General features: G+C 70.8%; 22 protein-coding genes. 10 read left to right on the top strand and 12 right to left on the bottom strand.

Annotated features, from left to right (window positions below; all coding sequences use genetic code 11):
• Position 1: 1 nt before the first annotated feature.
• The 3 genes from menC to DFI_RS15050 form a co-directional block, all read right to left on the bottom strand.
• Positions 2 to 1219 (bottom strand): o-succinylbenzoate synthase, encoded by a 1218-nt coding sequence (gene menC / locus DFI_RS15060; protein WP_022802673.1) that lies wholly within the window; start codon positions 1217 to 1219, stop codon positions 2 to 4.
• A complete protein-coding gene (locus DFI_RS15055) occupies positions 1203 to 2072 on the bottom strand; it encodes a MurR/RpiR family transcriptional regulator (RefSeq protein WP_027463752.1) in 870 nt (289 codons plus the stop codon). Before DFI_RS15055 ends, menC begins: the two co-directional genes overlap by 17 nt.
• A gap of 141 nt (positions 2073 to 2213) precedes the next feature.
• Positions 2214 to 2708, bottom strand: coding sequence for a hypothetical protein (locus DFI_RS15050; protein ID WP_022802675.1), 495 nt, complete (start codon positions 2706 to 2708; stop codon positions 2214 to 2216).
• A 66-nt stretch (positions 2709 to 2774) separates the two neighbouring features.
• On the opposite strand from DFI_RS15050, the gene DFI_RS15045 reads away from it, so the two are divergent.
• On the top strand, positions 2775 to 3821 hold the full coding sequence (locus DFI_RS15045; protein WP_051308104.1) for an FUSC family protein: 1047 nt from the start codon (positions 2775 to 2777) through the stop codon (positions 3819 to 3821).
• Between the two features lie 100 nt (positions 3822 to 3921).
• Positions 3922 to 5250, top strand: coding sequence for a glycoside hydrolase family 1 protein (locus DFI_RS15040; RefSeq protein WP_051308111.1), 1329 nt, complete (start codon positions 3922 to 3924; stop codon positions 5248 to 5250).
• Here DFI_RS15040 and DFI_RS15035 read toward each other — a convergent pair.
• Positions 5216 to 6106 carry an alpha/beta fold hydrolase gene (locus DFI_RS15035; RefSeq protein WP_027463753.1) on the bottom strand — a complete coding sequence of 297 codons (891 nt, stop codon included), beginning with the start codon at positions 6104 to 6106 and terminating at the stop codon, positions 5216 to 5218. The genes DFI_RS15040 and DFI_RS15035 overlap by 35 nt on opposite strands.
• A 113-nt stretch (positions 6107 to 6219) precedes the next feature.
• Here DFI_RS15035 and DFI_RS15030 point away from each other — a divergent pair, with 113 nt between their 5' ends.
• Positions 6220 to 6777: a TetR/AcrR family transcriptional regulator gene (locus DFI_RS15030; protein ID WP_027463754.1), complete on the top strand. Its 558-nt coding sequence runs from the start codon at positions 6220 to 6222 to the stop codon at positions 6775 to 6777.
• A 28-nt stretch (positions 6778 to 6805) separates the two neighbouring features.
• On the opposite strand, the gene DFI_RS15025 is transcribed toward DFI_RS15030, so the two are convergent.
• Positions 6806 to 8137 (bottom strand): alpha/beta hydrolase family protein, encoded by a 1332-nt coding sequence (locus DFI_RS15025; protein ID WP_027463755.1) that lies wholly within the window; start codon positions 8135 to 8137, stop codon positions 6806 to 6808.
• Between the two features lie 153 nt (positions 8138 to 8290).
• Here DFI_RS15025 and DFI_RS15020 point away from each other — a divergent pair, with 153 nt between their 5' ends.
• Together DFI_RS15020 and DFI_RS15015 are read left to right on the top strand one after the other, a co-directional pair.
• Positions 8291 to 9121 carry an alpha/beta fold hydrolase gene (locus DFI_RS15020; protein WP_027463756.1) on the top strand — a complete coding sequence of 277 codons (831 nt, stop codon included), beginning with the start codon at positions 8291 to 8293 and terminating at the stop codon, positions 9119 to 9121.
• Positions 9118 to 9516, top strand: a complete 399-nt coding sequence (locus DFI_RS15015; protein ID WP_022802681.1) for a VOC family protein — start codon at positions 9118 to 9120, stop codon at positions 9514 to 9516. The genes DFI_RS15020 and DFI_RS15015 overlap by 4 nt, the downstream gene beginning before the upstream one ends.
• A 20-nt stretch (positions 9517 to 9536) precedes the next feature.
• Here DFI_RS15015 and DFI_RS15010 read toward each other — a convergent pair whose 3' ends face one another.
• Positions 9537 to 10076, bottom strand: coding sequence for a PAS domain-containing protein (locus DFI_RS15010; protein ID WP_027463757.1), 540 nt, complete (start codon positions 10074 to 10076; stop codon positions 9537 to 9539).
• A 474-nt stretch (positions 10077 to 10550) separates the two neighbouring features.
• On the opposite strand from DFI_RS15010, the gene DFI_RS15005 reads away from it, so the two are divergent.
• Positions 10551 to 11771 (top strand): cytochrome P450, encoded by a 1221-nt coding sequence (locus tag DFI_RS15005; RefSeq protein ID WP_027463758.1) that lies wholly within the window; start codon positions 10551 to 10553, stop codon positions 11769 to 11771.
• A 325-nt stretch (positions 11772 to 12096) separates the two neighbouring features.
• A complete protein-coding gene (locus DFI_RS15000) occupies positions 12097 to 14208 on the top strand; it encodes a tetratricopeptide repeat protein (RefSeq protein ID WP_027463759.1) in 2112 nt (703 codons plus the stop codon).
• Positions 14209 to 14367: 159 nt separating this feature from the next.
• Here the strand turns inward: DFI_RS15000 and DFI_RS14995 are convergent, their stop codons facing one another.
• Positions 14368 to 14919: a carbohydrate-binding domain-containing protein gene (locus tag DFI_RS14995; protein WP_022802685.1), complete on the bottom strand. Its 552-nt coding sequence runs from the start codon at positions 14917 to 14919 to the stop codon at positions 14368 to 14370.
• A gap of 369 nt (positions 14920 to 15288) precedes the next feature.
• On the opposite strand from DFI_RS14995, the gene DFI_RS14990 reads away from it, so the two are divergent.
• Complete coding sequence (locus DFI_RS14990; RefSeq protein WP_043778980.1) at positions 15289 to 16290, top strand: NAD(P)H-dependent flavin oxidoreductase; 1002 nt, start codon at positions 15289 to 15291, stop codon at positions 16288 to 16290.
• 244 nt (positions 16291 to 16534) lie between these two features.
• Entirely contained in the window at positions 16535 to 16783 is a 249-nt protein-coding gene (locus DFI_RS14985) for a hypothetical protein (protein ID WP_022802687.1), read from the top strand.
• A gap of 120 nt (positions 16784 to 16903) precedes the next feature.
• Here the strand turns inward: DFI_RS14985 and DFI_RS14980 are convergent, their stop codons facing one another.
• From DFI_RS14980 to DFI_RS14960, 5 genes are all read right to left on the bottom strand, one after another.
• Positions 16904 to 17377, bottom strand: a complete 474-nt coding sequence (locus DFI_RS14980; RefSeq protein WP_027463761.1) for a hypothetical protein — start codon at positions 17375 to 17377, stop codon at positions 16904 to 16906.
• A gap of 50 nt (positions 17378 to 17427) precedes the next feature.
• Positions 17428 to 17805 carry a roadblock/LC7 domain-containing protein gene (locus DFI_RS14975; protein WP_022802689.1) on the bottom strand — a complete coding sequence of 126 codons (378 nt, stop codon included), beginning with the start codon at positions 17803 to 17805 and terminating at the stop codon, positions 17428 to 17430.
• Complete coding sequence (locus DFI_RS14970) at positions 17802 to 18347, bottom strand: GTP-binding protein (protein ID WP_027463762.1); 546 nt, start codon at positions 18345 to 18347, stop codon at positions 17802 to 17804. Before DFI_RS14970 ends, DFI_RS14975 begins: the two co-directional genes overlap by 4 nt.
• 1 nt (position 18348) lies before the next feature.
• Entirely contained in the window at positions 18349 to 18987 is a 639-nt protein-coding gene (locus tag DFI_RS14965) for a hypothetical protein (RefSeq protein ID WP_027463763.1), read from the bottom strand.
• A gap of 483 nt (positions 18988 to 19470) precedes the next feature.
• On the bottom strand, positions 19471 to 21129 hold the full coding sequence (locus DFI_RS14960) for a GAF domain-containing protein (RefSeq protein WP_051308106.1): 1659 nt from the start codon (positions 21127 to 21129) through the stop codon (positions 19471 to 19473).
• 254 nt (positions 21130 to 21383) lie between these two features.
• Here DFI_RS14960 and DFI_RS14955 point away from each other — a divergent pair, with 254 nt between their 5' ends.
• The gene (locus DFI_RS14955; protein WP_022802693.1) at positions 21384 to 22646 is read left to right on the top strand and encodes a sensor histidine kinase; all 1263 of its coding nucleotides are present in this window, start codon (positions 21384 to 21386) and stop codon (positions 22644 to 22646) included.
• Positions 22647 to 22686 lie beyond the last annotated feature (40 nt).

The raw sequence follows: 22686 nt of genomic DNA, 5'->3' as shown, positions 1-22686 counted from the left end.
CTCAGTACACTTCGTCGGGGGGCGGCTGATCGGGGCGGTCATCCACATGCGGGACGGCGCCGGCCTGCACGGTGAGGCGGTGGCGGGTGACGCGGTCGAGCACGGCGGGGTTGAGGGTCACGCCGATCCCGGGGCCTTCGGGGACCGGCATCAGGCCGCCCTGCACTTCGAGGGGTTCGTGGATGATGTCGTGGTCCCAGTAGCGGCTGGCGCTGCTGGTGTCGCCCGGCAGGCAGAAGTTCGGCAGGGTGGAGAGGTGGATGTTGTGCGCGCGGCCCACGCCCGTTTCGACCATGCCGCCGCACCACATCGGCACGCCGAACGCGAGCGTGAGGTCGTGGATGTGCCGCGCCTCGAGGTGACCGCCGACCCGGGCGACCTTGAGGTTGATGACGCGCGCCGCCCCGAGCGTCAGGGCCTTGCGGGCGTCGTGGACGCTGGTGATGCTCTCGTCCAGGCACAGCGGCGTGCGCAGCAGCGGTTGCAGCGCGGCGTGGTCCACGAGGTCGTCGAAGGCCAGGGGCTGTTCGATGTAGCGCAGGCGGTAGGCGTCCAGCGCCTGCAGGGCGGCCGTGTCAGCCAGCGTGTAGGCGCTGTTGGCGTCCACGGTCAGCTGTAGGTCCGGCAGGGCCGCGCGCACTGCCGCGACGGGCACCTCGTCCCAGCCGGGTTTGATCTTCAGCTTGATGCGCTGGTAGCCCTGCTCGGCGTGCGCGGTGGCGAGCTCGGCGGTCGCCTCGGCGCTGCGCTGAATGCCGAGGCTCACGCCGACGGGCACCGCCGGGCGCACGCCGCCGAGCAGCTGCCACAGGGGCAGGTCCAGGTGCTTGGCCCACAGGTCCCAGAAGGCCATTTCCACCATGGCCCGCGCCATGCGGTTGCCGCGGTAGGGGGCGAGCAGCTGCGCGAGCGCTTCCGGGTTCGCCAGGGACCGCCCGAGCACGCGGGGCAGCAACTGGCCTTCGAGGAAGGCCACGGCGCCGGGCACGGTCTCCTCGCGGTAGAGCGGCAGGTGGTCCATGACGCCCTCGGCGTGCCCTTCGAGCCCGCCGGCCCGCAGGGTCAGCAGCGGCACGTAGCGGCGGCGCATCACGCCGAAACTCGTCTCGAACGCGAAGCGGATGGGCATGTCGAGGACGCGCAGTTCGGCGCTGTCGAGGGTCAGGCCGGCGCCGCGGGGCAGCGCGGGCCGGGTGAGGGCATCAGCAGGTGAGGACATCGAGATCTCCGAGTTCCTGCTCGGCGGCGTTCAGGCGGTCGGCGCCGAGCAGGCTGACGAGCTTCGAGGCGAGCAGGGCACTCGCACTGGCCGGCAGGGCGAGCGGCACGAACCGCCCGTCCGCGCCGCCGGCGCCGTCCTGCCCGGGGGTGGGCAGGACGAGCAGCCGGGCGGCCTGCCGGGCGTGCGGGGCGACCGGGCTGTCGGTCACGAGGGCCAGCGGCACGCCCCGGCCAAGGAACCGGCCGGCGAGGGCCGTGGTGCTCTGGGCGTAGCGGCGCACGGTGAAGGCGACCAGCAGGTCCGCCGGGCCGGCGTCCAGCCAGGCTTCCGGGTGCGCGAGGACCGGCCCGGTCAGCAGGTGCACGTCGGGACGCACGGCGTGCCACAGGTGGGCGGCGTATGACGCGGCGGCCGCCGAGCCGCGCGCGCCGGTCACGTACACCCGCCTGGCCTGTGCGAGGTGGCGGGCCAGGTCGTCGAGCGCCGATTCGGGCTGGCGCATGACCGCCTGGAATGCGTCAATCTCGCGTTGCCAGTGGGCGGCGGCGTGGGATTCGGCAGGCAGGGGCCGGGGGGCGTGCCGGGCGCGCAGTTCGGCCCGCACGGCGCGTTGCAGGTCGGGATACCCGCGGTAGCCCAGGGTCTGTGCGAAGCGGGTGACGCTGGACGGGTTGACGCCCACTTCCTGGGCGAGCTCGGCGGCGCTGGTCAGGGGCAGGTCCTGCCAGTGCAGGTGCAGGTGGTCGGCGAGGCGCCGTTCGGTGGTCGTGAGCGTGGCGGCCGCGCCGCGCAGCAGGTCAAGCAGGGTCGGGGTCTGGGGAAGCTCTACCGCGGGGGTTATGGTCCTCACCTCTTTGCAATTTGTCGTGCAAGAAATTTAAGTGATTGCAAGAAAAATTGCAAGACCCGGCCGGATGGCAGGCAGGGCCCGCAGGGGGGGCCTGCCTGCGGAGGATGATCTCAGCCGGTAAAGGAGGTGTTTCCGGCCCGGTCAGCGGGTGAGGCCCCCGATGTCCCTGCGCTCCGCGGACTGCACCCGGGCCCTGTCCGCCCGGGGGTAACTGCGGCACTTCGAGTGGAACGAGACCGGCCAGCCCCGGTACGCGCGGTGGTACGTGAGGGTGAGCAGGACATCGTCACGCTCCACGCTGACCTTGCCCTCGACCTGGGTCACGTCGGTGAACCCGGCCCTCACCAGCGCCGTCCGGACCGCTTCAAGCTGGCGGGCGACGTCGCCCTCACGGGCCTGCATGGTTCCCCCGCCGACATACTCGTACCCCACGCCGCCCAGGCAGCTCGCCCAGCGGGCGTCGGCCTTCAGGTCGGTGCCGCCGATGGCGCGGGCCGCCGCGAGCATGGCCTCACGGGCGGCGGCCGTCACCGCCTCCTCCGTGGCGGCCGCCGGGCGCGCGTCCCGTCCCGTCGTGCAGGCCGGCACCAGCGCCAGAATGGCCAGCGTGGCCGGGAGGAGGAAGGGGGGCCGCATGCCCGCATCATAGGGGCCGGGCCAGGCCGCCCGGCACGCTAGCCTGTTGCGGCTGGGGAGGGACGGGTGAGCCGGAGGCAGAGCGTAAGGAACTGGTGGCGTCTGGGACCGCCGGCGCGCGATCACCTGCCGGCCGCGCGCATCGCCGCGGGTGTCGCCGCGCCGCTGCTCACGCTGCTATGGCTGGGCCGACTGGACCTGGCGGTCTTCGCCACCTTCGCGGCCTTCACCGGCATCTACGCCCGGCATGAGCCGCCCGGAGCGCGGCTGCGTCATCAGGCCCAGAGTGCGCTGCTGCTCCTGACCTGCCTGGCGCTGGGGCTGATGCTGTCGCGGGCCGGCGCGTCCCTGTGGGCGGTCACCCTGACGGGGGCCGTGACCGCCGGAGCGGGCGCCCTGCTGGCGGCCGTGTGGGGGCTGCGTCCGGCCGGCGCGTTGTTCTTCGTGTTCGCCCTGACCACCGCCGGGACGCTGCCCGCCCCGCCATCGCCAGCTGAGGCGATGGGGACGGCCGCCGTCACCGCCGCGTTCTGCCTGATGCTGGGTCACCTGGGCGCACGCTACTCAGCGCGGGTTCGTCCGGCGGAACTGGCGTCACCCCCAGGGCCCGTGCCCGGGCCAGACGTCCGGTGGCACGGCCTGCGGCACCTCATCGCCGCCCTGCTCGGCGGCGTGGTGGGCATGGCCCCGGGGGTGGGGCACACCGCCTGGGCCATGGTCGCGGCGGTTGCCCCGATCTCCGCGCAGGACCACCAGGGCCGCGTGAAAAGGGCCGTGCAGCGCGTGACCGGCACGCTGGGCGGCCTGCTCATCAGTGCCGCGCTGCTGGCCGTGCCCTGGCAGCCGTGGCTGCTGGTGGTGTGGGTGATCGCCCTGCAGTTTCTCGCGGAGCTGTACGTGGTGCGCAACTACAGCGTCGCGCTGCTGTTCGTGACGCCGCTGGCGCTGCTGATGGCGCACCTCGGCCACCCGGACGCCGCCTCCACGCTGCTGTGGGCTCGGGCCGTGGAGACGGTGCTGGGCGCCCTGGCCGGCCTGGTCGTGGTGCTGCTGGTGCGCTCACCGGCCGAACGCCGTGCGCCGCGTTCAGGCACTCCGCGCGGGACCGGGTGAAGGCGCCCGGACGAGGGGCTAGGCTGGGGGGGCCGGTCCGCGTGCGCGGCACGTTCCGGTCATTGGAGCGGACCCGCGTGACGCCGGGGAGGTGCCGGGCATGGCCCATTTCATGTTTGCGACCGGGATCGAGAACAGCAATCCCACCCTGCAGGGCGGCCGGGTGCGGGTCGACCAGATGCGCGACTGCGGGCACGACAACCACTACGAGCTCGACTTCGACCTCGCCGTGGACCTCGGGGTCAATACCCTGAGGTACGGCGCGCCGCTGCACCGCACCTTCACCGGGCCCGGTCAGTACGACTGGACGTTCGCGGACGCCACCTTCGGGGCGCTGCGCCGCCGTCCGCTGCTGGTCATCGCCGACCTGTGCCATTTCGGCGCTCCGGACTGGCTGGGAGATTTTCAGAACCCGGACTTCCCGGAGCAGTTCGCGGCGTACGCGGGGGCGTTCGCCCGCCGGTACCCGTGGGTGCAGCTCTACACCCCGGTCAACGAGATGTACGTCTGCGCGCTGTTCAGCGGAAAGTACGGCTGGTGGAACGAGGCCCTCACCACCGACCGCGGGTTCGTCACGGCGCTCAAGCACCTGGTGCGCGCCAACGTCCTGGCCATGCACGCCATCCTGGAGGGGCGTCCCGACGCCCTGTTCATCCAGAGCGAGTCCACCGAGCAGTACCACGCCCGCGTGCCGGGGGTGCTGGACGTGGCAGCCTTCCTGAACGAGACGCGCTTCCTGTCTCTGGACTTGAACTACGGGCGGGACGTGAGCGCGCGGATGCTGGAGTACCTGCTCGACAACGGCCTGACCCGTGAGGAGTACGCGTTCTTCCTGGGCCACCGGCTCAAGCCGCACTGCGTGATGGGCAACGACTACTACGTCACCAACGAGCACTGCGTGTACCCGGACGGACATCTCGAACCCTCCGGGGACGTGTTCGGGTACGCCATGATCACCCGCGAGTACTTCGACCGTTACCGCCTGCCGGTGATGCACAGTGAAACGAACGCCCCCGAAGGGCCGCTCGGGCGGGAGGCCGTGGACTGGCTCATCAAGGTCTGGGCCAACGTCATCAGAATCCGGAACGATGGGGTGCCGGTCATGGGCTTCACCTGGTATTCGCTGACCGACCAGGTGGACTGGGACACCGGCCTGCGCGAACGCCACCTGCGCCCCTACCCGGTCGGGCTGTTCGACCTGGAGCGGCGCGTGCGTCCGGTCGGCACCGCGTACCGGGACCTGATCCGCGCGTGGCAGGACGTGCTGCCGACGCAGAGTGTCGCCCTCACCCTGCCGCTCGCCCCGGCCGCGCCCGTCACCCCGCGGAGCAGTGCCGGCCCACTGCCCCGCCAGGAACAGGCGGAGGACATGGGCCGGGAAGAACGTGGGAGGGTCAGCGCAGGCCGTGCCGGCGTCCCCAGGCGATGACCGCGGCGTTGAATGCCTCTGCACGCTCGAAGTTCACGGCGTGCGCCGCGCCCGGGATCATCACGAGCTGACTGCCGGGGATGTTCTGGTGCATCTTCAGGCTGAACTCCGGCGGGTAGACGGTGTCCTCGACGCCCCCGACGATCAAGGTCGGCACCCGGATCGTCCTGAGCATGGGTACCGAGTCGGGCCGGGTGGCCAGGGTGGACGCGCCGGCCACGTCTCCGGCCACGGACGCCTGGCTGACGATGGCGGTGAGGATCTTCGCGTCGTTCATCCGGTGGGTGCGGGTGTCGCCCGTGAGCATGTCCTTGAGCAGTTCAGGCGCGAGGGACTGCGGGCCGAAGGTGCTGGCCTTCTGCGCCATGCCCTTCCAGATGTGCTGCTCGACGATCCCGGCCGGGTTGGCGAGGGTGGCGATCAGGATCATGCCCAGGAACCGCTCCGGGGCGCGGCGGTACATCTCGAAGGTGATCGGGCCGCCCATGCTCATGCCGCCGATGACCGCCTTGGGAACGCCGAGCTTGTCCAGAACGCCGAGTGCGTCGCTGGCGTAGGTTTCCAGGCTCCCGGGGTTGTTGGCCGGTGCGGTGCTCCGGCCGTACCCGCGGTGGTCGATGGTGATCACGCGGTAGCCGGCGCCGGCGAGCGCGTCGCGGTTGCGGGCGAACAGTTCCCCGCTCAGGGGGTAGCCGTGCAGCAGCAGCAGGGGGGTGCCGGCGCCCTGGGAGACGTAGTGGATCTGCGCCCCGTTGATGTCGAGCAGCCCTTCCTGCCGCGCGGCGGGTGCGCTGCCGGCCTGGGCGGCTCCGGTCAGAAGGGCGAAGCCGAGGGCCAGTGTCATGGTGCGTTTCATGGTGTCTCCCCTGGTCCGGTCGTGTAGTCCCGGCCATTCAGTCAGTGTTCTGACTTATTCTGGGGGAAGCCCGGACCCTGTTCCTGAACCGGGCTTCATGGCATGTTGGGAGAGTGACTGCCCGGCCCACGCAAGGAAAACGCGAGGAGATCATCCGCGCCGCCCTGCGCGAGTACCGGCGAAACGCCATCAGCGGCACCACCCTCAAGGACGTCGCCCGGGCCGCCGAGATGCCCCTGGGCAACCTCTACTACTACGTCAAAACGCGCGAGGAACTCATCCTGGCCGTGCTTGACGAATGCGCCCACGACCTCCAGGCCCTGCTCGACCGGCTCTCCCCTCTGGACGACCGCGCCTGGCTGGCCGCGTACCTCGACTGGCTGCTCGAGGACCCCGCGGAAGCCAGCCAGCTCGGCTGTCCCTTCGGCGCCCTGGCCACCGAACTGCGCGCCCTGGGTGACCCGGCCGCGGACCGCGCCGCGGAGATCGTCGAGCACTACCGTCAGGCGGTCGCCCAGCGGACCCAGGCCCTGACCGGCGGTGACCCTGACCGGGTGTTCCTCGTCGTGCAGGGCGCCTACACGGTGGCCAAGGTCCTGAACGACCCCGTGCTGTACCAGCGCAGCATCGGGCAGCTCCGGGCCCTGCTCCACCCGACTTCGTCGCGGTGAGGATCGCCTGCTTCCCCCCACGGCCACTTCAGGGGGTGGGATGGCGCAGCCGCAGGTCCTGCCGCCCTTTCACGCCGGTCAGGAACGTCTCGGGATGCCCGGCGAAGGATGCGCGGAAAAATGACCGCAGCGCCCCGTCGACCGACCGCTGGCCCGCTTCCAATCGGTAGCCGCGCGGGGAGAGCAGCGGGGAGAGGCGAGGCGTGAGGGTGAACGACAGGTGATTGCTGTTCGGCAGTTCCAGCCACACCGGGTGATCCGAACTGAGCGCCATCAGCTGCCGCCAGTGCTGCATGGCCTGCGGCAGGGCCGCGCTGGCCTGAGCGCTGATCAGCAGCAGCGGCTTCGGACTGCCGTGAGGCGGCATGCCCCGGGCCCACCCGCCGTCCAGGTTCGCGGCCGCCCGGCACCGCGGCTCGACCCGGCACACCTCCACCGCCGTCACGCCCCCGAAGGAGTGACCGAACGACGCCACCCGGCCCAGGTCAAGGTGCCCCCCGAGCAGCGCGTCCGACGCGTTCCAGGAGGCCAGCGCGTCATACGCCGCCCGTTGATCGTTCATCCAGTGGGGCAGCAGCAGCTCCGTGGACCGCTCGGTCTGGTCCGGCCGGATTCCGAAGCGGGCCAGGTTGAACGGGCGGACCTCGCCGTCCGGGAAGACCGTCACGGCGGCCGCGTCCGTGTGGTCCAGCGCCACGACCACGAACCCGTGGCTGGCAAGGTCCTGGAAGGTCTCGCTGCTCTGCAGGCGCAGGCCCGTCAGTCCCGGGGAGAACACCAGGACGGGGAAGGTCCGCGCCGCAGGGGGCGCGTCCGCGGAGGCGGTCACCTTGACGTACCGCAGGTGCTGCAGGAAGGGCGCGGCTGCCGGAACGCCGAACGCCTGACCCAGTCCGGTGGCGATCTGAGTGGGTTCGCGCGTCAGGGGCGCGGGGGCTGAGCGCGCCGACGCCGGGTACCAGACCGTGGTCATCAGCCGACGACCGGGCCGGACCGCCACTTCCCGCTCGGTCACGCCGACGAGATACGCTCCCGTGGGCCGGCCCAGCTGGAAGACCGGCAGCGCCCACGCCGGAAGCAGGGCGGCACCAGCGACCAGCACGCCGAAGACCGTGGGCAGCCCGCGGCCCGGCCGCCGCTTGAGGAACTGGCCCTGCAGGAACAGGGCGCTCACCGCCAGCAGGTACAGCGGAATCATCTGCGTGCGCCCCCCCTCCAGCGCCAGCTGCAGCAGGCTGCACAGGGCCGGCAGGGCCCCGGGAAGCCAGGCGGCCACGCCTCCCCGCGGGCGCTGGGGAACGAACAGCTGGAGGACAAACGGCAAGAAGGCGAGCAGGACGAGCCATTCCAGTGGACGCATGCCCGGAGCCTAGGGGCCGGCACGCACAGCGGAATCCGTCAAAAGTCGGCGTGGCAACAGAGCGGGGCGCAGGCTGCCTGCACAGCGCCCCGGTGCGTCACCCTGCCTGCTGGCGTTGCATTCCCAGGGCCCGCCCGGCAAGATCAGCAGCACATGGTCATCACGCGAACGCTGTCGGCGCCAGGCGGGCGAACCCTGCAGGTGTACGACTCGGGCTCGCCGGACCCCTCGGCCCTGACCGTCTTCTGGCACCACGGCACCCCCAACGTCGGCGCGCCCCCTGAACCGCTGCTGGGCTGGCCGGTCCGCTGGCTCGGTTATGACCGCCCGGGGTACGGCGGGTCCAGTCGACTGCCAGGCCGGAACGTCGCCCAGGTCGCGCGGGACGTCGCCTGGATCGCTGGGCACCTGCAGCTCGACCGCTTCGCGGTGATGGGTCACTCCGGCGGGGGACCGCACGCGCTGGCCTGCGCCGCCCTGCTGCCCGGCCAGGTCGTGGCGGCGGTCAGCGTCGCCGGTCTGGCGCCCCACGGCGCGCCCGGGCTGGCGTACTTCGAGGGCATGTACCCCGGCGGGCGCGCGGAACTCGAGGCCGCCACCCGGGGCGAGGCGGCCCTGGCCGGGGTGCTCGCAGGCGGCGGGTACGATCCGGAGATGTTCACCCCACGGGACCACCAGGCGCTCGGGACCTCCTGGCAGTGGCTGCATTCGGTCGTCGGACCTGCCCTCGAACACGGCCCGGGCGGCATGATCGACGACGACCTGGCGTACGTCCGCCCCTGGGGCTTTGCCCCCGGCCAGATCCAGGCCCCCGTGCTGCTGCTTCACGGGGAAGCCGACCGGATCGTGCCGGTCCGCCACGCCGCCTGGCTGGCGGCGGCCCTGCCCCGGGCCGAACTCCACACCAGCCCGGACGACGGACACATCTCGATTCTCGACCTGGGCGGGGACGCCCTGGACTGGCTGATTCAAGGAGCGTCATGACCACGGACCCGACCTGGACCGACCACATCTTCGCCATCACCCTCTTCGCCGAGGACCTCCCTGCCGCCCGCGCCTTCTACCAGCGCGTTTTCGGCCTGCCGGTGCATTTCGAGGGCGAAACCTCCGCGGTCTTCCGGTTCGGCGGGACCCTCATCAACATCCTCGCGATCGGACAGGCCGACGAACTCATCACGCCAGCCCGGGCCGCCGACCCCGGCGCCGGGGTCCGGGCGGTGTACACGCTGCAGGTCGACGACGTGGACGCCTGGTGCGCGGAACTGAGCGCCCGGGGCGTCACGCTGCTGAACGGACCGATGGACCGGCCCTGGGGCATCCGGACCGCGAGCTTCCAGGACCCGATGGGCACCGTCTGGGAGATTGCCCGGGACCTGTAACCCGCCGCAAGGACCAGCAGTTAACGCTCCAGGTACCGCCCGAGGAGGGCGTGCGGGAAGGTCTCCCAGAGGCTCCGGCCCAGCAGTTCGGTGGCGGGCCGGTCCAGGAGGGCTTCGGCTCGGGCATTCAGGTACGTGACGCGCCAGTCCCGGTCCAGTGCGAAGAACGCCTCCTGGATGTTGTCGATGATCTGCGCCGTCGCCTGCGCCTCCCGGTCGGCGACGTCCTCGAGCGTCACGAGAACGTGGGGCTGGTGCGGCAGCCGCGTCGCGCTGAGCTCCGTGCGGTGCCCTGGGTCACCCAGTGTCTGAACAAAGGTGTCCATGTCCCCGGCCAGCACCTGACGAAGCCCCGAGGCGGCCTGCCCGGCCGCGTGGTCCAGATGGGCCTCACACCACTGCACGAAGTCGCCGCCCGGCCGGCAGCCCGCCAGGGCCGGACTCGGGTCGTCCGCGGCCAGCAGCCAGGCCTCGTTCGCGGCGATGACGTGTCCCTGATGGTCGAGCACGGCCAGCCGCGAGCGGGTGGGACCGGAAGACGGAGGGCGGCTGGCGTCCATGGGCCATTCTGCCCGACGCTGACGAAAGCCATGGCTGAGATTGCCCGGGGCTCCCTTCAGGAACGGCAGGGGAGAGGGCGGGAAGTCCCAGGCAGCCGCGTCGACGCCCGTGTGTCCTCAGGTCGGGGCATGGGCTCAGCAGTCGTCGAGGAGCCGGCGCCGGGCAGCTGTCACGGCCGCGCATGACGTCGGTCCGGCTGCCTGGAGACGGATTGAAAATCCATGGCGGCGGTGGACGAACCCCCGGGGCTTTCCAGAGTGCCCCACCACATGCCCTTGACGGTCACCGCCCGGTCACTGTTCGGTCAGGCAACGGGGCCCTTCCGTCGGTTCGGCCACAAAGGGTAATTGCACGCCGCAATAACATGAGACGCAGACAGTCTCCGGAGATGTCAGAGACCAGGGCGCATGTGCGCCTGCTGAGGTCCAGGAACCTTGGGTCTCCCGGCCAGACCCCCCTCAAGGAGGACCCCCATGACCGAACCCCGTGCCCCCGGCTGCCCCATGAGCGGCGCCACCGACTCCCTGACCCTCCGCCCGGAACGGCTCACCGACAGCTGGTCCCTGACACCGCGCGGCGCGCTCATGCAGGCCCAGCGGTACGAGGACGGCCGCGCCCTCCTGAAAGACCCGGCCCTGGCGCAGGCGGGCTTCCTGGCAAAGGTGGCCGGCAACGTCCAGGGCGCCGCCCACCCACCGGTGCTGTACATGCAGGGCGAGGAACACGTCGAGATGCGCCGCGCCACCGCCCGGTACTTCACGCCGGCCGCCGTGAACGGCTACGGACCGATGATCGCCCGGCTCGCCGACGACCTGATCGCCGAACTCCTGCGCAAGGGAGAGATGAACGTCGACGACCTCAGCCTGCGGCTGGCCGTGCAGGTCGCGTCCAACGTGGTCGGCCTGACCAGCAGCCGCCTGCCGGGCCTGGAGCGGCGCATCGAGGCGTTCGTTTCCGGCGGACTGGACAGCGCCCCGGACGCGCACAACCGGCTCTCCCCGCTGCGTGACACCCTGATGGGCGGCGCCGTGAGCCTTTTTTTCATGCTGGACGTCAAACCAGCGATCGAAGCGCGCCGCCGGGAACGGCAGGACGACCTGATCAGCTACCTGCTGGACCGGGACTACAGCGACCAGGACATCCTGACCGAGTGCATCACCTACGCCACCGCCGGGATGATCACCACCCGCGAGTTCATTACCCTGGCCGCCTACCAGATGCTCCAGCGCCCCGACCTGCGTGCCGAGTACGTGCACAGTACGGAACCCGCGCGCCACGCCATCCTGCACGAACTGCTGCGCCTCGACCCGGTCGTGGCGATGCTCTACCGCCGCGCGGAGCAGGACACCGTGGTGAACGGGCAGCCCCTCGCGGCCGGCACGACCTTCGCCATCAACGTGCAGGCCGCCAACGCCGATCCTGACGTCATGGGCGCCGACGCCGGCAGCCTCTGCCCCCACCGGACGCTGCCCCGCGGCGTGCCTCCGCAGGGCCTGGCTTTCGGGGACGGTCCTCACCGCTGCCCCGGCGCGTTCCTGGCCATCAAGGAATCGGACATGTTCCTGCGCCGCCTGCTGCTGTGGAACGACCTCACCCTGGTGCGTCACCCCAGTGTCGGGTACAACGAGATCGTCAAGGGCTACGAACTGCGGGGCCTCAGGGTACGCCTGGGTTCACCCACCGCCCAAGCCTGACACCCGGCGGCCAGGGCTGCGGACCGGTCAGCCCTGGACTCCCTGGGCGGGAGGGACGCTCTGCTGCCGTCGCTGGGTTGGAGGCGGCAGCGGGTGACTTGGCTGTAGATGGGACGACTGTTCTTCCGAGCGTGGAGGCAGGGGAGAGGCCCTCCACGACAGCAAGAGCCGTGGCAGGTCCCGACTGTGATGCATCTCCTGGGCGCGCCCTGCATACGGCGGTATCCTGTTCACCATCAAGCCGCCCACGGGCGGCTTTCTCCTGTTCTCCCTTTTCGGGCGGCGCATCATCCTCCTGCCATGCCCTCCCGGGCAGGGTGAAGGCATGACCAGATTCCCTGCCATCGCGGTCTCACTGAGCCTGTTCGCCTCCTCGGCCCTGGCGGGCGGCACCTGGCACGCCTGGAGTGACCAGACCACCCTGCCCGCCATCGGCGACCACCGCAAGCAGGTGGCCGAGCGGCGGAGCGCGGCGTGCACCCCCCGGGTGCGTGACCCGGGCACGCCCGGCCTGGCCCTCGGCGGGGGCCGCGACATCGACGAGATGATCAGGTCCCTGGAGACCCTGCTCGCCACGATGAAACCCGGCGATCAAGGGTACGCGGGCGTCAAACAGAGCATCGAGAGCCTCAAGGAGCAGAAGAAGAAGGGCAGCCCTCCCCTGCCTGTCGGGAGCGCCCCCGGCGCCCTGAGCTTCCAGAAGGCCCTGGCGAACGTCGAGAAGGTCCTGGGCGCGGAGGCCAGCAGGGCCAAGGCGCTGGCCGGCAGTGACGACGTGATCGCCTCGCTCGCGGGCCGGAACCCCAAACTCGCCCTGGCCATGCTGCTCGCGTCGCACCGCGCGCAACCCAGGAACGCCTGGAACCTCGTGAACGCTGCCGGGCTGCTCTCGATGACCGGCTTTCCCCATGAAGCGGTCGCGTTCCTTGACGAGGCCGCGCGCCTGGGCGGCGCCCTGCCCGCTCCCGCCGGCGTGCCCGGGCAGGCGATCGCGCTTTCGAACCGTGGGCACGCCCTGCTCGGCCTGGGCCGCTGGAAGGAAGCGGAAGTGCCCCTGCGCGCCGCCCTCCGGCTCGCCCCGGACCTGGCGGAGGCGCACACGAACCTGTCCCAGGCCCTGCTGTGCCTGGGACAGGTGGACGCCGCGACCGGGGAACTTCGCCTGGGCCTGCGCCGGACGCCCGACCCGCAGGCCAGTCGGGATTACGCGCTGGAGGAAACGGTCCCCGGCCGGCACGGGGCCGGAGTCAAACCTGTGGAGGACACGGCCCGTCGCCGCCCCGCGAAGGACCTGTTCGACCTGACCCGCGGCGTCTCCTACGAACTGCCCCAGCTCAAACTGCCCCGGACACGCATGGAAGCCATCGCACTGCACGACCAGTACGAGGCGCTTCAACGCCGGGGAAGTCAGGAGTCCGACGCGCTGAACGACCGGGCGACGCAACTGTCGAACTGGAGCCGGTTCGACGCCGGTGAGCAGCGCTGGATGCGGCTGGTCCGTGACGCCAGCATTCATGCGCACTTCGAGCCGGAGCTGTGGGGCGCGTACAAAGCCGCGTGGGACGCGCACTACGCGTTTCTGGAGGCCGTGCCGCGGTTCGCGAAGATCCGCAACGACATCGCCGACCGGGCCGAGGGCAGATGTGAGCAGCGCGCAGGCGTGTATGACGAGGCCGCCCGAGCGTACATGGAAGGACTCCGGCCCTTCGTGCGTGGTCAGGAGCAGGCCATGGCGCGCTGGGTATCCCTCCGGACCAAACACGAGACGGCCCTGGCCGCCAACGTCGCCGACCCCACCGAACGCCTCGCCCTCCGGCTCGGCACCGAGGCGCGCGCCAAGGCGCTGTTCTACGGCCCGGTCGTGGACGCCGCGTGGATCATGTCCGAGGTCCCCGACGAGGTGTGTGACGGCCAGGTGCCCCAGGGCTCGCTGGACCTCGCCTCACTGCCGGACCTGTCGGCCGACCCCTGTGGTGGGCTGCCCACCGGCGGCAAGCTGAAATCGAAAGCAGGCAGCGTGGCGGTCCCGAACATCAACGGCGGACCGGTGGCCCACCAGTTCGGCCTGAGTTTCGGGGTGAGCTGCAAGGGCCTGGACATCGAACTCGCACCCAGTTTCAAGACCGCGTTCAACGTCGGCCCGTTCGCGCAGCTCAACCTGCGCTGGGACGGCACTGCCACGGTGTTCGCCGGGGTCAAGGCGGAACTCAAGCAGCCGAAGAACACGCCGCTCGCCGAGTACAACAAGTCCGGCCTGAGCGTCAAGGAAGGCCTGTACCTGAAATTCGACAAGGACGGCATTGCGGACGCCGGCATGCGGGTGGAGGCAAAAGCAGCGATCGGTGGCGGGCCGGACAAGGCCGCGACCCTGTGGGAAGGCAAGATCGAGCAGGACTTCGGGATTGCCGCGGCCGCCGCGTACTGGTTGGACCGGTAACGGGGGAGGCACGACACACGTCGGAGGGGCCGCCCTGACACAGCGACCCCTCCGTTCCGGGTCAGGTGCGCCGGCGAGGGGAACCAGGGCGAAGCGCTGCGGAGCCAGGTCAGCCTGAGCTGAACCCGCTTCGCCTGCGCCCCCTGCCCTGTACGCGTGTCAGAAGCCGCTCTTGCTCTGGTTGATCAGCAGGTAGTCGATGACCACGTTCCGGTCCATGCCCGGCCCGCCGTACTCGTCGTTCAGGAACGTGAGGGTCAGCGTGGCGCCCGGCCGCAAGGTGGCCCGGCCGAACGTGCGCTTGTCGTAGGCCGTGTTGTCCAGGGTCACGGTGCCCAGCGGGCCTCCCTCACTGCTCAGGGACACGACGGGGGCACCCAGGTAGAGTTCGCCGCGCCCGACCACCGACACGGTGTACTCTCCGGCCTTGAGGTTGCGGGGCAGCTCGAAGCTCACCACGTCGGCGGTGCCGAGCAGGGCGACGGCGCTGCCGTCACTGGCAGCTGGGTCCTGAATCACCCACCCACCTGTCAAGGGGGCACTCACCTTCTGTGGAGTCACCGGCGTGCGCAGGCCCGCCTGGCCGGCCTCGAGCTGCAGGTCAGGGCTCGCGGGCGTGGCCCCGGGTGCACCGCAGCCCGCCAGGACGGACATGGTGAGGAGGCCGAGGAGAGCGTGGGGCAGGCGGACCGTCGTGTGGGGGTGCGTCATACCGGACTCCTTGGTTCGTGGTGCTCAGGCCAGCCCGCCGAGGCCATTCCAGGCGCCGGTGAACTGTGGTCGAAGTTGCTGTGAACCCCAGTATCAGGGCGAAGCCACATCAGGCCAAACGTCGCGCGGCTGCGCAGCGGTCGCTCAGGTGAAAAGGAAAAAGCCGTGCCAGGACAGGCGCCGGAAAACCTGGCCTTCACCGTCGGCCCTGCACCGGCCCCAGCGCGACCACAAGCGCCCCCCAGACCTCAATCCGCCACAGCGGCGCACGGCCTGGCCCGCCCTTGAACGGGCCGGCGCGCCAGCGCCATCATCGAGGCCGCCCTGGCCCGCCCGGCACGGTCCGCGGGACGCGGGTCCCGGAGGATCATGCCTGACTTTCTCGGTCTCAACCTGCCTGTTCCTGTCCTCCTGGCCCCGCTGGGGGGCGGTCCCGGCACCCCGGCTCTGGCGGCCGCCGTCAGCAGGAGCGGTGGTCTGGGTACCGTCGGCAGCGCGTACTTCACGCCTGAACAGCTGCTCGCGGCCGCCGGGGACACGCGGGCGCGCACGGACCGCCCCTTCGCCATGAACCTGTTCGTTCCCGCACTCACCCCCACCTTCACGCCCGAGGAGGAGCGCGCCGCGCGGGCGGAACTGCACGCCTGGCAGGCCGAGCTCAACGTCGAGCCCGTTCATCTGCAGGCCCCGTATCTCGAGGACTTTGACGCCCAGTTCCAGGCGGTGCTCGCCGCCCGGCCGGCGGTCCTGTCGTTCACGTTCGGGCAGCTCGGGGCGGCGCAGCTGCAGGCCCTGCGCGCCCGCGGCATCCGGACGCTGGGCACGGCCACCGGACTCCGGGAAGCCCTGGCGCTTGAAGCCAGTGGCGTGGACGCCCTGATCCTGCAGGGCGGCGGCGCCGGAGGTCACCGCGGCAGCTGGCTCGACGACGAGCGGCTGGGCACCACCGACCTCGTCCGCCGGGTGCGCCCGCACGTCAAGCTGCCCCTGGTCGCCGCCGGGGGCTTGATGACCCGGCAGGACGTCCAGGCGGCCCTGTCGGCGGGCGCGAGTCTGGCGGCGCTGGGCACGGCCTTCCTGCTGGCGGACGAAGCCGGGACGCACCCCACCTACCGCCAGGCCCTGGAGGGCGGCGGCGAGACCGGTTTGACGCGCGCGTTCACCGGACGCTGGGCGCGGGGCCTGGTGAACCGGGCGTTTCACGAGATCCGTCACCCGCTGCCCACCCCGGCGCAGCACGCCCTGACCCGCCCGCTGCGGCAGGCGGCCGCTGCCGCGGGGCGCAGTGAATTGATGAGCCTCTGGGCCGGCACGGGCGTGAATGGCGCGCGTCGGGGACTGGCCGGGTCGATCCTCGCGCAACTGACGTGACCCCGGCACCTGTACGGGGCGCCGTTCCGGGCGGGACAACGGTAATCCGGGCTCCTGCGGCGCTCCGGGCCGCTTGCTACGCTGGGTGTGGACCTTCACCCCCTGAGCGCGTGGCCCCCCGGCGGGACCGGTGGCGAACGCCGTTCCGCCGTCGGCGCGTTCAGACCGCCCTGGCCCCCTGCGCGTCCCCAGTCCGGCCCGAGGCCTGCTCCGTTCATTCGGCCCCACCAGCGGAGGAACCCGTATGACCTATGAACTCGTTCAGATCGCCCACGAACATGGCGCTGAGCTCGGACGCGTCACGAGATCAGAGTGCGCCACCCTCGACGAGGGAAGCTGGGTGCGGATCGTGCCCACGGGACCGTCACCGGACGGTCTGGAGTCCTTCCAGTTGCACGATCAGCTCACCGGCATGGCGTACCACGCCGAACGGAATACCGACCGTGACGAGTACGACGGCACCTTCACCTACGCTGTCCAGTGCCGCGAATAACGAGCGGCCCTGAAGACGCGCGCCTGACCCTTACAGGTCCGTCCCCCTCCGGGTGCTGCCTGGAGGGGGACGGACGGTGCTGCCGGCTTCCTGGCCGTCAACACAGGGTGACGCCGTTGGTCAGAGGGGGCTGAAGACGAAGGTGTCGCTGCTGCCGCCCCGCAGAACGCTCTCGGTCTGCTCGCCGAGGTAGGTGCGGCCGGTGATGGCCTCCAGGGCGCCCCAGACGGCGCCGAGCGTGAACGTGCACTTCCGGCTGCTGCCCGCAGGTTCCCCGGCGGAGCACACGGTGTCCTGCGTTTCGATGATGACGTTCTCGCCCTGGGTGTAGGAGCGCGTCACGGCCGCCAGGCGGGTGCCGTCCTGTCCGATGGCCGCGTTGAGGAATCCGGCCAGTTCCTCGATGGGCACGTTCGAGCCGGTCAGGCCGAGTTCGGCGACCAGGTTGTGGCCGCGGACCTTGCCGGCGCGGGTGAACACGACGGCGGCGCCGTCCTCGCCGAGGGTGTCCTCGACGCCGACGATCACGGCTTTGAAGCAGATGACGGAACTGAAGTCCCCGAGGTGGGGGCGCAGGGAATCGGTGGTGGTCATGGGTTCTCCTGGAAGGTGGGGGCCTCGCGGAAGCAAAGCGGGACGGACAATCAGAGGATTTCGGCGATGGACTGCGCGGTGTCGCGCGCTTCCATGTGCAGCAGGCCCAGGTTCATGCCGCTGGGCGTGACGACCGCCAGCACGCCTTTGTGCCCGGCGGCGTAGATGTACACCTGGCCGCCCAGGCCGCTGACGCTCATGTCCGTCAGGTCGCCGGAGCCGAGGGTGTCGTTGATGCGCTTGCCCAGGCCCAGGGCGGTGGCGGCCATGGCGGCCACACGGTTGGCGTCGGTGCCGTCACCCATGGACTTGGCGATGGGCAGGCCGTCCACAGTGGCGACCAGCACGCCGCGCAGTTCGGGCAGGGCGGCGCGGAGGGTGGTGAGGGTGGCATTCAGGCGGTCTTGTTTGCTGAGGGTGGCAGTCATGGCAACGTCCTTTCAGGGAGGGGGGCGCTGGCGTGGAGGCTGAGCTCCAGCAGCTGGGCGAGCAGGTCACGGGCCTCGTCGGCGTTCGTGGCGTTCAGGCCGGCCACCTGTACGGCCGGCAGGTCGAAGTACAGGGCGACGTCGGCCGGCGCCCAGGCGCGCGGCTGATCCTGGCGGGTCACGCCGACCAGGAACGGCACCGGGAGGCGGCTGGTGATGAACTCGAGAATGTTGCGGGCGTGCAGGAAATCCTGGGGCCGGTCACCGGCGACCAGCAGGATCAGGCCGAGCGCGCCCTCGCACAGCACCTCCCACATGAAGCTGAAGCGGTCCTGGCCGGGCGTGCCGTACAGGTGCACGTCATGCCCCCCCAGGTGGAGGGTGCCGAAGTCGAACGCCACGGTGGTGTTCGACTTCCCGATGTCCTCGCTGGCCTCGGCCTCGGTGGCGATCACGGGCGTCTGTGAGAGGGTCTGGACGAGGGTGGTTTTTCCCGCCCCGACCGGGCCGGAAATCACGAGTTTCAGGGGCGCGCTGTGCATGTCAGGCCCTCCTTCCAAGCCGGCGCAGGGCGCCCAGCAGCCGCTGCACGAGGGGCGGAGCCGCCGGCCCGGCCTGGGCCGGTGTGGCCGCGGAAGGCGGAGCCGCCCGGTGCGGGACGATCAGCCCGGCGGCGCGCAGATGGTGCAGGGTGCGTTGCAGGTCCGGCACAGTCCGGCCAGTCAGCGGGGACAGTTCGGCGGCGCTGCGGCCTTGCTGGACGTGAGGGCCGAGCACCTGCCAGTCGCCGCGCAGGCCCTCGGGGACCGGCCCGGACGCTGCGCTCGCCCGGAACCGCGTGTCCGGATGGGGGAGCTGCTCGGCGGGCACGGCCTGCGCCGGGCTTGCCATCAGGGCCTGGAGGTTCACGGTGTAAAAGCCCGGGTCGGGGGCCCCGGCGGCCTGTTTCTGAAATTCAAAGGCGCCGCGGGCGGGCAGCTGGCTGAGGACCGTTCGCGCTTCGCGTTCGTCACGGACCGGAAACCCGTCGATGTACAGCGCCCGGAGGCTGCCGGCCGTGAGGGTGAGTTCGAGGGTGCGGCCCTGGTAGGCCTGGTGGAAGTACAGGGTGCCGTTCTGGGCTTTGAGGACCTTGAGCAGGTCAGCGATGGCGTGGTGCTGAAGGTCACCAAAGAGCGTCATTTCAACTCCTTTCTGGGGCAGCGGGATTGGATGGGCGGTCGCCAGGACGGGGCGGCGATCCGGCCTCACCGGGGCCTCACCGGTTGTACGCGCCCTTCCCTGTCACGGAGGTCACGTGCGTCCAGCAGGCCGGCCCGGCCCACGACCGGTGCGAGAGAGGCCGGAAGGCCGCTGGGCTCGGTGATTTCTGGCTGGTGGGCTGAACGGGCGGCCGCCGGAAGCGTGGCGTACGTTACATAGATTTCCGGGTTGGCCAACCCTTCATGAGGCCGCCGCGATCACTCGCTGACCTCGCACGCCCACCCCAGACTCGCCATGCAGGACGGCAGGTGTCTTTTCAGACGCCTGCCCCTGGATTCCCGTGTCCCGTCACCGCTGCCCGCCCACTTCTCCCGACCGGATCGACGGGCACACGTGTCACAGCGGGCGCGAGTGGACTTCTGCCCGGTGGTTCTTCAGCTCTCAGTGCAGCCCAAGTGTGGCTCAATCATTCCCGACCGCCAGCGAGGCGGGTGCAGGGTTATTCAGGCGCAGGACGTACCCATGGCGCGGCACGGTGTGCACGACCATCCCCCGCGTCAGCCGGGCCAGTTTCTGCCGGAGGTGACTGATGTGCACGTTGACCAGCGCTTCCGGATTCGCGCCGGGGCTCTCCAGTGCCGCCATCAGGTCGGTGCGGGGCACGGTGCGTTCCGGCTGGGCGATCAGCAGGCCCAGCAGAAGCGCCTCGGGCCGGGTGAGCTGCACGCTCACGGCGCCCCTGGACACCCGCCGGCGCTCCGGGTCGAACGCCACGTCCCCGACAGCCGGGCGCGGAGTGTCCCGGTCCGTGTCTGCACGTGTGACCGCGGCGGGAGCCACGCCTGATCCCTGAATGTGGCCTGGCCCGGCCCGCAGGCCCTGCGGTTCAAACCCGGCTGAGCGGACCACCGCGGCCGCCCGCGTCATCACTGCCCCCAAGTCTTCAGGGACGGTGTCACCCGGCAGGACGAACGCCACGCGCAGCCCGCCCGGCCAGTAGGGGCCCGCAGCGCGGCCCAGACTGATCCGCAGCGCTTCTCCGAGCACCCGCAGGGGCCCGTCGGGGTCCGTGACGGCGGGTGCCCCGGGCCGCGCCGTGAAGCCCTGCACCTCGAACTCCATGACACTCACACCGGCGCCCGCGGTCCGGCTGGACCGCACGGCGCCGTCCAGAGCGGCGCGGCCCGCAGGCGCCGGGAGCCGCGCCGGCAACTCGTGGCCCTGCCGGCGCGCGAACACCACCTGTACACTCTGCGCGGCCGCTTCCAGCAGCGCGTGCTCCTGCGGGGTGAAGGTGCCCGGGATGGCCCGCAGCACACTCAGGTGCCGTGCGGCGCCGCCGGGGGTTCCAAGGGACAGGCGGACGTCCGCCGCTTCAGGATCGGCGCTGTTCGCCCTGTGCCGCGGCCCGTCCCGGACCCATGCGGCGCCTCGCTCGCCGTCCACGCGCAGGGCCGCGAGGCCCAGGTCCCGTTCCAGCAGCGCCCCCAGGGCTTGCATGTGATCGGTGAGGTCCAGTGGGCAGGCCGCCAGGGCGGTGACCGCCTCGAACAGCTGCGCCCGCCCCGACAGGCGCTTGAGTTCCGCGAGCATCTGCGCGTTGGCGCGGAGCTCCGTGCTCAGACGCAACCGGTCGAGCCGCCACTCCAGCTCGTCCATCACCAGGGCCGCCAGGTCCGTCAGCAGTGCCGCGTCCTCCTCGGAGAATGACGCGCGGGGTTCGGGGCTGATGATGCACAGCGACCCGAGTCCGAAGCCGTCCCGCGTGATCAGCGGCGCGCCAGCATAAAACCGGATGCCGGGATGCTCGGTCACGAGGGGGTTCTCCCGGAACCGCGCGTCGCGGGTGGCGTCGGGCACGACCATCACCTGGGGCCGCTGCATGGTGTGCGCGCAGAACGACTGGTTGCGCGGCGTCTCCTGAAAATCCAGCCCGAAGCAGGACTTGAACCACTGGCTTTCCTGATCCACGAAGGTGACCAGCGCGGTCGGCGTGCCGAAGAGCCGGGCGGCCAGGCGGGTCAGGCGGTCGAACGCCTCCTCCGGCAACGTGTCCAGGATGGCGTACCGGCCCAGCACCTGGAGGCGCGCCACTTCATCCGACGGCAGAGGTTCGATCACCGGGGCACGGTAGAGGACGGTTCATTACAATTTCCACTCCCCCCCCGTTGCCGCACTGGACCGCCGGCCTGACGTCCATCACCGAAGGCAGAGCACCACGACTCAGGCTCGCTCGGGTGCCATTCCCTCGCGCCCGGCTGGACGGACTCCTTCGCTGCGCCCCAGGCCACCAACTCCTTTCGCCAGGCCACCCGGTCAATCAGGAATGGTTTAAGGTCGGTGCAGTTTTCCTGTTGAGCTCGTATGCTGCTGCGGTGCCCCTCCCCTTGACAGTTCTGAGCCGCCGGCTCCAGGACATCACCGAAACGCTGGCCTCCGCCACCACTGAAGAGGCCGTGTTCGACGTCGTGCTGTACCCCGCCATGACCGCCCTGAATGCCACTGCGGCCACGGTGCTGCTCCGGTCGGGGAACGATCAGGAACTGCATGTGGTGGCCTCCGTCGGATACGACCGCGGCCAGCCGTCCATCTGGCAGAGCGCGCTCACCGAGGATGACGGACCGGCCGCGGATGCCCTGCGCCGGAAGGAACCCCTGTTCTTCGAGCGGGACCGTGACCTGGCCCAGGCGTACCCGAACGTGGAGCGCCGCACGGGGGCCGTCTCGCCCGTGGCCGCCACGGCCGTCCTGCCCATGTTTCTCGATGACCGGCCGTTGGGCGTGCTGGTGGTGGACTTTCAGGAGCCGTACACGTTCACCGATGACGAGCGCTGGTTCCTGAACGTGCTCGCGGCGCAGTGCGCCATCGCGTTCGGCCGGGCCCGGCTGCTGCGCAGCCTGGAAGCGCAGGTGGCGGCCCGCACCGACTCGTACCTCAAGGAGCAGGACAAGCTGCAGCTCGCGAACGACGATCTGGAAGCCTTTTCGTACAGCGTGTCGCACGACCTGCGCACGCCGGTGCGGCACATCAGCGCCTTTTCCCAGCTGCTGCGCAAGTCGTCGTCCGAGTGCCTGGACGAACCGTCGCGCCGGTACCTGCAGCTCATCGAGGACAGCGCCACGCGGATGAACACGCTGATCGACGCGATGCTGGACCTCTCCCGCACGTCCGTGCTGCCTCTGAGGTCGGAGTCGGTGGACCTGGGCGCCCTGGTGAACCGCGCGCGGCGGGACCTGGAGCTGGACACGGAAGACCGGACTGTGCAGTGGAACGTCGGGGCACTGCCCGTGGTGCGGGGCGACCCGGAGACCCTGCAGCAGGTGATGACGAACCTGCTGTCCAATGCGGTGAAGTACACCCGCAACGAGGCGGTCACGCACGTGCGCGTCTGGGCCGAGGACCAGGGCGAGATGTGGCTGATCTCCGTCCAGGACAACGGCGTGGGCTTCGACGCGCGCTACGCCGACAAGCTGTTCGGGGTGTTCAAGCGCCTGCACCGTCCCGAGGATTTCGAGGGCACCGGCGTGGGCCTGGCGAACGTGCAGCGCATCGTGCGCCGGCACGGGGGCGAGGTGTGGGCACAGGGCAGCGTCGGTTCGGGCGCGACCTTCCAGTTCACCCTGCCCAAAACCCCCTGACCCGCGGACAGGACCGGGGACCGGTCGTTGACCGCCGCGC

The organism is Deinococcus ficus, from assembly GCF_003444775.1.
In the GTDB taxonomy this organism is placed as follows: domain Bacteria; phylum Deinococcota; class Deinococci; order Deinococcales; family Deinococcaceae; genus Deinococcus; species Deinococcus ficus.
The sequence above is the reverse complement of the archived record's forward strand: the minus strand, read 5'-3'. Positions and strand labels throughout refer to the sequence as shown.

Excerpts from the sequence above, each read along its gene's own strand:
- menC (WP_022802673.1), bottom strand. The coding sequence starts at position 1,219 with ATGTCCTCACCTGCTGATGCCCTCACCCGGCCCGCGCTGCCCCGCGGC.
- DFI_RS15050 (WP_022802675.1), bottom strand. The coding sequence starts at position 2,708 with ATGCGGCCCCCCTTCCTCCTCCCGGCCACGCTGGCCATTCTGGCGCTG.
- DFI_RS15040 (WP_051308111.1), top strand. The coding sequence starts at position 3,922 with ATGGCCCATTTCATGTTTGCGACCGGGATCGAGAACAGCAATCCCACC.
- DFI_RS15035 (WP_027463753.1), bottom strand. The coding sequence starts at position 6,106 with ATGAAACGCACCATGACACTGGCCCTCGGCTTCGCCCTTCTGACCGGA.
- DFI_RS15025 (WP_027463755.1), bottom strand. The coding sequence starts at position 8,137 with ATGCGTCCACTGGAATGGCTCGTCCTGCTCGCCTTCTTGCCGTTTGTC.
- DFI_RS15020 (WP_027463756.1), top strand. The coding sequence starts at position 8,291 with ATGGTCATCACGCGAACGCTGTCGGCGCCAGGCGGGCGAACCCTGCAG.
- DFI_RS15015 (WP_022802681.1), top strand. The coding sequence starts at position 9,118 with ATGACCACGGACCCGACCTGGACCGACCACATCTTCGCCATCACCCTC.
- DFI_RS15010 (WP_027463757.1), bottom strand. The coding sequence starts at position 10,076 with ATGGACGCCAGCCGCCCTCCGTCTTCCGGTCCCACCCGCTCGCGGCTG.
- DFI_RS15005 (WP_027463758.1), top strand. The coding sequence starts at position 10,551 with ATGACCGAACCCCGTGCCCCCGGCTGCCCCATGAGCGGCGCCACCGAC.
- DFI_RS15000 (WP_027463759.1), top strand. The coding sequence starts at position 12,097 with ATGACCAGATTCCCTGCCATCGCGGTCTCACTGAGCCTGTTCGCCTCC.
- DFI_RS14995 (WP_022802685.1), bottom strand. The coding sequence starts at position 14,919 with ATGACGCACCCCCACACGACGGTCCGCCTGCCCCACGCTCTCCTCGGC.
- DFI_RS14990 (WP_043778980.1), top strand. The coding sequence starts at position 15,289 with ATGCCTGACTTTCTCGGTCTCAACCTGCCTGTTCCTGTCCTCCTGGCC.
- DFI_RS14985 (WP_022802687.1), top strand. The coding sequence starts at position 16,535 with ATGACCTATGAACTCGTTCAGATCGCCCACGAACATGGCGCTGAGCTC.
- DFI_RS14980 (WP_027463761.1), bottom strand. The coding sequence starts at position 17,377 with ATGACCACCACCGATTCCCTGCGCCCCCACCTCGGGGACTTCAGTTCC.
- DFI_RS14975 (WP_022802689.1), bottom strand. The coding sequence starts at position 17,805 with ATGACTGCCACCCTCAGCAAACAAGACCGCCTGAATGCCACCCTCACC.
- DFI_RS14970 (WP_027463762.1), bottom strand. The coding sequence starts at position 18,347 with ATGCACAGCGCGCCCCTGAAACTCGTGATTTCCGGCCCGGTCGGGGCG.
- DFI_RS14965 (WP_027463763.1), bottom strand. The coding sequence starts at position 18,987 with ATGACGCTCTTTGGTGACCTTCAGCACCACGCCATCGCTGACCTGCTC.